This window comes from Phenylobacterium sp., from assembly GCF_024508875.1.
Lineage (GTDB): Bacteria > Pseudomonadota > Alphaproteobacteria > Caulobacterales > Caulobacteraceae > Phenylobacterium.
Window position 1 is genome coordinate 1 of the sequence record NZ_JANINU010000113.1, and the last position, 7130, is coordinate 7130.

Below are 7130 nucleotides of genomic sequence, written 5' to 3' on the forward strand. Positions count from 1 at the left end.
GGCCGGCCGATCAGGTCCGACAGGTCGGCCAGGTCCACGAAGTTGTCGGCCTGCCGGCGCAGGTCGTCGCTCACCATCGGCGGCTGCGACTTGATGGTGGACACCACGGTCACCCGGCTCCCCTTGCGCTGCACGGCCTCCACCAGCTTGCGGAAGTCGCCGTCGCCCGAGAACAGCACAAGGTGGTCGGCGTGCTCGGCCATCTCCATCATGTCGACGGCGATCTCGACGTCCATGTCGCCGCGGAACCGCTTGCGCCCCTGGCCGTCGGTGTACTCGCGGGCCGACTTCGTCACGAGCTGATAGCCGTTGTAGTCCAGCCAATCGACCAGCGGCCGGATCGGCGAGTACTCCTCGTTCTCCACAAGCGCGGTGTAGTAATAGGCGCGTACCAGCACGCTGCGCTTCTTGAACTCCTCGAGCAGCTTCCGGTAGTCGATGTCGAAGCCGAGGTTCTTGGCGGCCGAGTAGAGGTTGGCGCCGTCGATGAACAGGGCCAGCCGGTCCGTGGGGTAGAAGGTCATCAGCTCGAATATCCCAGACAGCCTTGGGGACCTCGATGGAGCCGTGGTCGTCGCCCTGGGCAGCAATCTGGCGGGCCGCTACGGCTCGTCCGAGGCTCTGCTGGAGGCGGCGCTCGCGCGGTTCCCGGCGGTCGGCTTGAAAATCCTCAGGCGATCGTCCTGGTGGCGTTCCGCCGCCTGGCCCGACCCAATGGCGCCTGAGTACCGCAACGGCGTCGCGCTTGTCGAGGCGAGCGCGGGTCCGGGCGAGGTTCTGGCGGCCCTGCTGCGGATCGAGGCGGCCTTGGGCCGCGAACGCGGCGAGCGCAACGCGCCCCGCACCCTCGACCTCGACCTGATCGCCCACGGCCGCACGGTGCTGGACACGCCCAAGCTGACCCTGCCGCACCCCCGCGCCCACGAGCGCCTGTTCGTCATGGGACCACTGGCCGAGATCGCCCCCGCATGGATCCATCCCACGCTCGGCCGCACCGCCGCCGAACTTGCGGAGCATGCAAATGTCGGGACCGACGCGGCTCCCGCGTCCTGAAGGGCAGGGGCCGCCCGTCCGGCGCCCGATCCTTACGCTCAGGGAGGACAACCATGCGCTTCATGATCATCCGCAAGGCCGACGCAGACACCGAGGCGGGCGTCGAGCCCACCGCCGAACTGGTGACCGCGATGATGGACTACCATGAGGAGATGGGCCGCCATTTGAAGATCCTGGGCGGCGACGGCCTGCATCCTTCGGCGAAGGGCGCGCGGGTGAAGTTCAGCAACGGCAAACCCCTGGTCATCGACGGCCCCTTCGCCGAGACCAAGGAACTGATCGCCGGCTACACGCTGGTGGAAGCCGGTTCCCTGGCCGAAGTGCTGGAGTGGGCGCGGCGCTGGCCCGCCGTCTGCGGCGAGGCCAATGTCACCCTGGAGATCCGCCAGGTGTACGAGCACTGCGAGCTGGGCGACGCCTTCACCGAGCAGGCGTCCGACCGGGCGAAGGCCCTGGGGCTGGGGAGCTAACGTCTGGCCGGCTCGCCGCGCGCCGCGAATTGATCCGCGAGATAGCGCATGTCGGCGGCCGACTCCCCGGTGTTGGCGTCGGCGTCGAGACCCAGCCACCCCCGCATCTGCGGATCGAGGCCGGCCTGGGTCTGCGGCGACAGCGCCGCATTCCAGTTCACCTGCGGACGCAGGAACGCCCTGGAGTAGTAGCCGAACAGCAGCGCGCGATCCTGATCGGCGGTGATGTTGGCGCCGGAGGTGTGCCAGACGCGCCCGTCCATGGCGATGATCGAGCCGGCCTTCGCCTCGAACGGCCGCAGCCGCCGGTCAGCATCGGCGGGCACGTCTGCGCGCCGGGTCCAGCGGTGACTGCCGGGGATGAACAACGTCGCCCCGTTCTCGAACCTTACGTCCGTCAGGCACCAGATGATGTTGAGCGCCCACGGCTGGATCCAGGGCTCGGGCACGACCAGCGACTGGTCGGAATGCAGCGCCATCGACTGCGACCCGGGCCGGGCGATGTTGGCCGTGAAGTTGGAGATCAGGAAGCTGCGCCCCAGCAGCGACTGCACCAGCTCCACCGCCGCCGGGTGGCGGATCAACTCGCGGAACAGGGCGTCCAGTTCCAGCAGATAGAAGACCCGGACATTGCTGGCGTTGGGATCGAGCACCGGCATGAACGTCGGCACGCCGCGCCGCGCGACCTCGGCCGCCGCCGCCCACAGCCGCTCCAGCGCCTGCGCCGCGGCCGCGGGCTCCAGCACGTCCGGCACGACGCACCAGCCGTCCTCCGCGAGCGCCGCCTTGGCCTCCGCCAGTGTGTCGCCGGTCATGGCCTGCTCCTCGCCGCGCGGCCTCGGCCGAGGGGCGAAGGGTACGCTGCGCCCGCTGACCCAACGGAATGCGAGCGCGCCGCCGGGAGGCGGGTCAGCGCGTGGCGATGGGCGCGGTGCGCCGGCGGCGGATCGCGGCGCCGGCCAGGCCGAAGCCCATGATCATCAACGCCCACGCGGCGGGTTCGGGCGCAGGCGAGCCGCCGTCGCCGCCGTTGACCGGGCCAGGCAGGGGCGGGACGTCGCCTTCCACGCGATACCCGCCGTCGCCGTCGGGCGTGAAGCTCACGCTGATGGCGTTGGCGAACTGGCCGGCGCCGCCGCCCATGTAGATCGCCTTGTCGCCGTTCACCGACAGGCTCGCGCCGGTGTAGTTGGTCGAGCCCGGGTCGGATGCGCCCCCGCCGCCGGTGATGCCCGCCAGAGCCGCGCCCGCCGGTGCGTGCGGCGTGTCGTAGGCGAACACGATCCGGCCGTCCGCGTAGATCTGGGCCTGGGCGCGGTAGACGTCGGTCCTGCCGTACTCGTTGCCCTCCCACGTGAGCATGATCCGGTCGCTGGAGGCCGCGTAGAAGACCGAGCTCTCCCAATCGAACCATTCCGGCGTGATGCGGGCGGGGCCGGCCAGGAAGGACGTAACGCTCGCGCTCCACGGATCCGCCCCCAGATCCAGGCCGGCGAGGCCTTCCACATTGCCGAAGGTCGCGAAGCCGTTGCTCGACACGTTCATGACCGAATAGCTCTGGCCAAAAAGCGAGACGGCGAACGGCAGGACGACCTGGGCGGCGACGTCGTCCCCGCCCACCAGAGCCGGACCGAACGTGCTCTCGAAGCCAGCCGAGGTCGCCGCCCCGGCGGGGCCGGCGAAGGCCAGCGCCGCGGCTGTGGCGAGCGCGGCGCGGCGGACGGCGCGCGCGCCGAAAGGCTTCTGGTTCTGGTGCATGACGATGACCCCGACGACACTCCGCGGACCGCGGTGAGCCGGGACCTAGCGGGCCACTCCGTGGTGCGTCGATGGGCGGCGGTCCCAGTCGCGTTGAACCGGCGTCCCGCGCGGCGGGGCGCGGTTAGTCCCGTTCGCGCATCCAGGCGCCGAACCGCCGCGCCGCCTCGTCGTCGACCGCGGGGGTCGGGGGCCCGCTGGAGGCGGCGCGCGCACGGACTTCGCCGGGCGTGGCGCCGAATGCGCGCTTGAACGCCCTGGCGAGGTGGGCGCGGTCGGCGAAACCCGTCAGTTCGGCCAGGTCGTCCAGCGATCGCACCGCGCCTGGCGTCTCCAGGTGCGCCCGCACCCGTCGCAGCCTCAGCGCCTGGAGGTACCGCTGCACGCCGCCGTGCGGCTGTAGGGCGCGATAGAGCGACGAGCGGGAGACGCCGAGCGCGGCGCAGAGCGCCCCTGCGTCCAGCGGCTCGGCCAGCCGGGCTTCCATGTGGCCCCGGACGCGGCTGACCAGCGCCTCGTCGCGGCTGCTGCGGTCGTGCGCGGCGTGCAGGGCTTCGGCCAGCGCCGCCACGACCAGGTCGACGAGCATGCACTCCACGGCTGGGACGTGGCTGGCGTCCAACTCCGGCAGGCTGTCGGCGACGGCCTGGACGGTGCGGATCAGCAGCGGCGTCAGGCCGCCGGACGCGGTCAGGCCGTGCGGGTCGAAGCCGCCCAGGCGCGGCAGCACCTCCTCGCGCGGCGCTGCGATCGAAAGGCTGCGCATCTGGCTCACCTGCAGGAGGCAGGGCTGGCGCAGGTCGAGGACGAGCAACGAGCCTGTCCCGCAGCAGACCACGCCCGATCCGCAGTCCGCGCGGACTTGGCCGCCAAGGTGGAGATTGATGTACAGGTGGTCGGCGCCGTCGGCGAGGAGTCGCGCTTCCGGGCGGCGCCACACCAGCGGCGTCGCCGACAGGCTGGACAGGACGAGCCCGCCCACCTTCCACGCATCGGCCCGCGCCTCGAACGGAATCGCCGGATCCGGCTCGAGGTCGAAGTTGACGATGCCCGACGCGAAGGTGGGAAAGCGGACTTCGGGCGCCAGCGCGGCGCTGTCGAAATGGATGATGGAAAAGCGGGACACGGAACTCGCCTGAACATACGCGGCGTCCCCACCTTACATGCCGACAGGCGCGCGTCGGTCCGCGAGTCGACCAGCGCCCTAGAGCGCTTCATCTCGCCTGCGACCCATGCGGCGTTGCACAATGACGCCCGAACCTCTATTTTGAGCAGTTCTATCTCCCTCCCTGAGAGACTCCATGGCTCGCGTCACCGTCGAAGACTGCATCGAGAAGGTCCCGAACCGCTTCTCGCTCGTTCTCCTGTCCGCCCATCGCGCCCGCGCCGTTTCGGCCGGTTCGCCGATCATGGTCGACCGCGACAACGACAAGAACCCGGTCGTGGCCCTTCGCGAGATCGCCGACGACGTGGTCGACGCCGAGGAGCTCAAGGAGAACCTGATCGCGTCGCTGCAACGCGTCGACGAGCGCTCGGAAGCCGAGGAAGAGGCTGAAACCCTCGCCCTGCTGGCCGATCCGACCCACATGCAGATGAGCGAGCTGGAACTGGTCCGCGCCCTGCAGAGCGACCGTGACGGCGGCCAGGAGGAGCGGTACTGAGCCCCGACGGCGCAGAACCACTCCTTCAAGAGGCGGCGCCTCAACCCGCCGCCACGACCACCCCTGTTCCTGCCCCCGAGCCGCCCATGCAGGCGCCCGTCGTCATGGGCTCCACGCGGCCACGGATGCTTCGCCAGTTCGAGCTGATCGAGAAGGTCCGCTCGTACGACCCCTCGGCCGACGAGGCGCTGCTGAACCGCGCCTACGTCTACGCCATGCGACAGCACGGGTCGCAGAAGCGGGCGTCCGGCGACCCCTACTTCGCCCACCCGATCGAGGTGGCGGGTATCCTTACAGACTACCGACTCGATACCGAGACGATCGTCACGGCGCTGCTGCACGATGTCATCGAGGACACCGACGCCACCCGCGAGAAGATCGCCGAGCTCTTCGGCGACGAGATCGCCGAATTGGTCGAAGGCGTCACGAAGCTCTCCAAGCTGGAGCTCTCCCAGGAACACCTCCGCCAAGCCGAGAACCTGCGGAAGTTCATCCTGGCCATCTCCAAGGACGTGCGCGTCCTGCTGGTGAAGCTGGCCGACCGGCTTCACAACATGCGGACGCTGCATTTCATCAAGCAGGCCGCCAAGCGCGAACGGATCGCGCGCGAGACCCTCGACATCTACGGCCCGCTCGCCCGCTCCATCGGCGTGCACCGCATCTGCGAGGAGCTGGAGGAACTGGCCTTCGCCCACCTCAATCCGGTGGGCCGCAACGCCATCCTGCGCCGTCTGGCCATCCTGCGCGAGCAGCAGGGCGGGGCGGTGTCCGCGGTCAGCCAGGAGATCAGCAACCGTCTGCAGGCCGTGGGCATTCCCGCCCGCGTCTTTGGCCGCGAGAAGCACGCCTATTCGATCTGGCGGAAGCTCCAGCGCAAGTCGATCGGCTTCTCCCAGCTCTCCGACATCTACGCCTTCCGGGTGATCGTCGACACAGAGGACGACTGCTACCGCGCCCTGGGGGTCATCCACCGGGCCTGGCCCAGCGTGCCGGAGCGGTTCAAGGACTTCATCTCGACGCCCAAGCGCAACAACTACCGGTCCATCCACACCACAGTGGTGGGCTACAAGGGCATGCGCATCGAGATGCAGATCCGCACCGAGGCCATGGACCGGGTGGCCGAGGAGGGCGTGGCCGCGCACTGGCGCTACAAGAACGAGAGCTACGGCTTCGACGCCGAGGCGCAGAAGGCCGCCGGCGGCCGTGACCCGCTGGTCAACCTGCGCCACCTCGTCCAGGTGCTGGAACACGGAGGCGACGCCGAGGAACTGGTCGAGCACGCTAAGCTCGAGATGTACCTCGACCAGGTCTTCGTCTTCACGCCGAAGGGCCAACTGGTCAGCCTGCCGCGCGGGGCCATGCCGCTGGACTTCGCCTACGCCCTGCACACCGACATCGGCGACACCACCGTCGGCGCGAAGGTCAACGGCGAGCTCAAGCCGCTGCGCACCGCGCTCTCGAACGGTGACGTGGTCGAGGTGATCCGGGGCGGCAAGCCCACGGTGCCGCCGGATTGGCGCTCGCTCACCGTCACCGGCCGCGCACGCTCGGCCATCCGTCGCCACATCCGCCAGACCGAGCGCGAGGAGTTCGTGCGCCTCGGCCGGGCCACCGTCGACCAGGCCTTCGACGCCGCCGGCAAGAACCGCAAGGACGTCTCGCTGCGCCCGGCGCTGGACCGCTTCGCCGTCCAGACCGAGGAGGAGTTGTTCGACGCCGTCGGCCGCGGCCGCGCCACGCCGTCGCAAGTGCTGGAGTCGGTCTTCCCCGGCCTGAAGGCGGCCGAGCGCGAGGCCGCCACCGCCCGCCGGCATATCCAGGGCGGCAAGGGCGCTAGGCTCTACGTCCGGGGAGGCGGGCTGACGCCCGGGGTCACCATCCACTTCGGGCAGTGCTGCTCGCCGGTGCCCGGCGACCGCATCGTCGGGATCCTGGAGCCCGACGGCACGGGGCTCACGGTCCACACCATCGACTGTGAGAAGCTGGCCGAATACGAGGATCGCGAAGAGCTCTGGCGCGACCTGCAGTGGACGCCCGAGGCTGAGCGCAACGCCATCGCCCGCGCCCGGCTGACCGCGACGATCAAGAACACCCCCGGGGTGCTGGGCCAGGTCTGCACGATCATCGGCGAGGCCGGCGGCAACATCGTGAACCTGCGGATGCACCACCGGCAGTCCGACTTCTTCGA

The 7130-nt window shown here is 69.9% G+C and carries 8 protein-coding genes; 4 read left to right on the plus strand and 4 right to left on the minus strand.

All coding sequences use genetic code 11. The annotated features are described in order from the left end of the window. A partial coding sequence (locus tag Q0L11_RS09950; protein ID WP_296597012.1) for an NYN domain-containing protein occupies nucleotides 1-524 on the minus strand: 524 nt, incomplete at its 3' end. A 43-nt stretch (nucleotides 525-567) separates the two neighbouring features. Between Q0L11_RS09950 and folK the strand changes: the two genes are divergently transcribed. Together folK and Q0L11_RS09960 are read left to right on the plus strand one after the other, a co-directional pair. Next, entirely contained in the window at nucleotides 568-1053 is a 486-nt protein-coding gene (folK, locus tag Q0L11_RS09955) for a 2-amino-4-hydroxy-6-hydroxymethyldihydropteridine diphosphokinase (protein WP_296597013.1), read from the plus strand. A gap of 53 nt (nucleotides 1054-1106) precedes the next feature. Continuing rightward, nucleotides 1107-1523 carry a YciI family protein gene (locus tag Q0L11_RS09960; protein WP_296597014.1) on the plus strand — a complete coding sequence of 139 codons (417 nt, stop codon included), beginning with the start codon at nucleotides 1107-1109 and terminating at the stop codon, nucleotides 1521-1523. On the opposite strand, the gene Q0L11_RS09965 is transcribed toward Q0L11_RS09960, so the two are convergent. From Q0L11_RS09965 to Q0L11_RS09975, 3 genes are all read right to left on the minus strand, one after another. Then, the gene (locus tag Q0L11_RS09965; protein ID WP_296597015.1) at nucleotides 1520-2338 is read right to left on the minus strand and encodes a phytanoyl-CoA dioxygenase family protein; all 819 of its coding nucleotides are present in this window, start codon (nucleotides 2336-2338) and stop codon (nucleotides 1520-1522) included. The genes Q0L11_RS09960 and Q0L11_RS09965 overlap by 4 nt on opposite strands. Nucleotides 2339-2432: 94 nt before the next feature. After that, on the minus strand, nucleotides 2433-3281 hold the full coding sequence (locus Q0L11_RS09970; protein WP_296597016.1) for a PEPxxWA-CTERM sorting domain-containing protein: 849 nt from the start codon (nucleotides 3279-3281) through the stop codon (nucleotides 2433-2435). A 124-nt stretch (nucleotides 3282-3405) separates the two neighbouring features. Beyond that, nucleotides 3406-4407 carry a helix-turn-helix domain-containing protein gene (locus tag Q0L11_RS09975; protein WP_296597017.1) on the minus strand — a complete coding sequence of 334 codons (1002 nt, stop codon included), beginning with the start codon at nucleotides 4405-4407 and terminating at the stop codon, nucleotides 3406-3408. Between the two features lie 175 nt (nucleotides 4408-4582). On the opposite strand from Q0L11_RS09975, the gene rpoZ reads away from it, so the two are divergent. Beyond that, nucleotides 4583-4942, plus strand: coding sequence for a DNA-directed RNA polymerase subunit omega (gene rpoZ, locus Q0L11_RS09980; protein ID WP_296597018.1), 360 nt, complete (start codon nucleotides 4583-4585; stop codon nucleotides 4940-4942). Between the two features lie 86 nt (nucleotides 4943-5028). Further along, the coding region (locus Q0L11_RS09985) for a bifunctional (p)ppGpp synthetase/guanosine-3',5'-bis(diphosphate) 3'-pyrophosphohydrolase (RefSeq protein WP_296597019.1) at nucleotides 5029-7130 on the plus strand (2102 nt) is incomplete at its 3' end.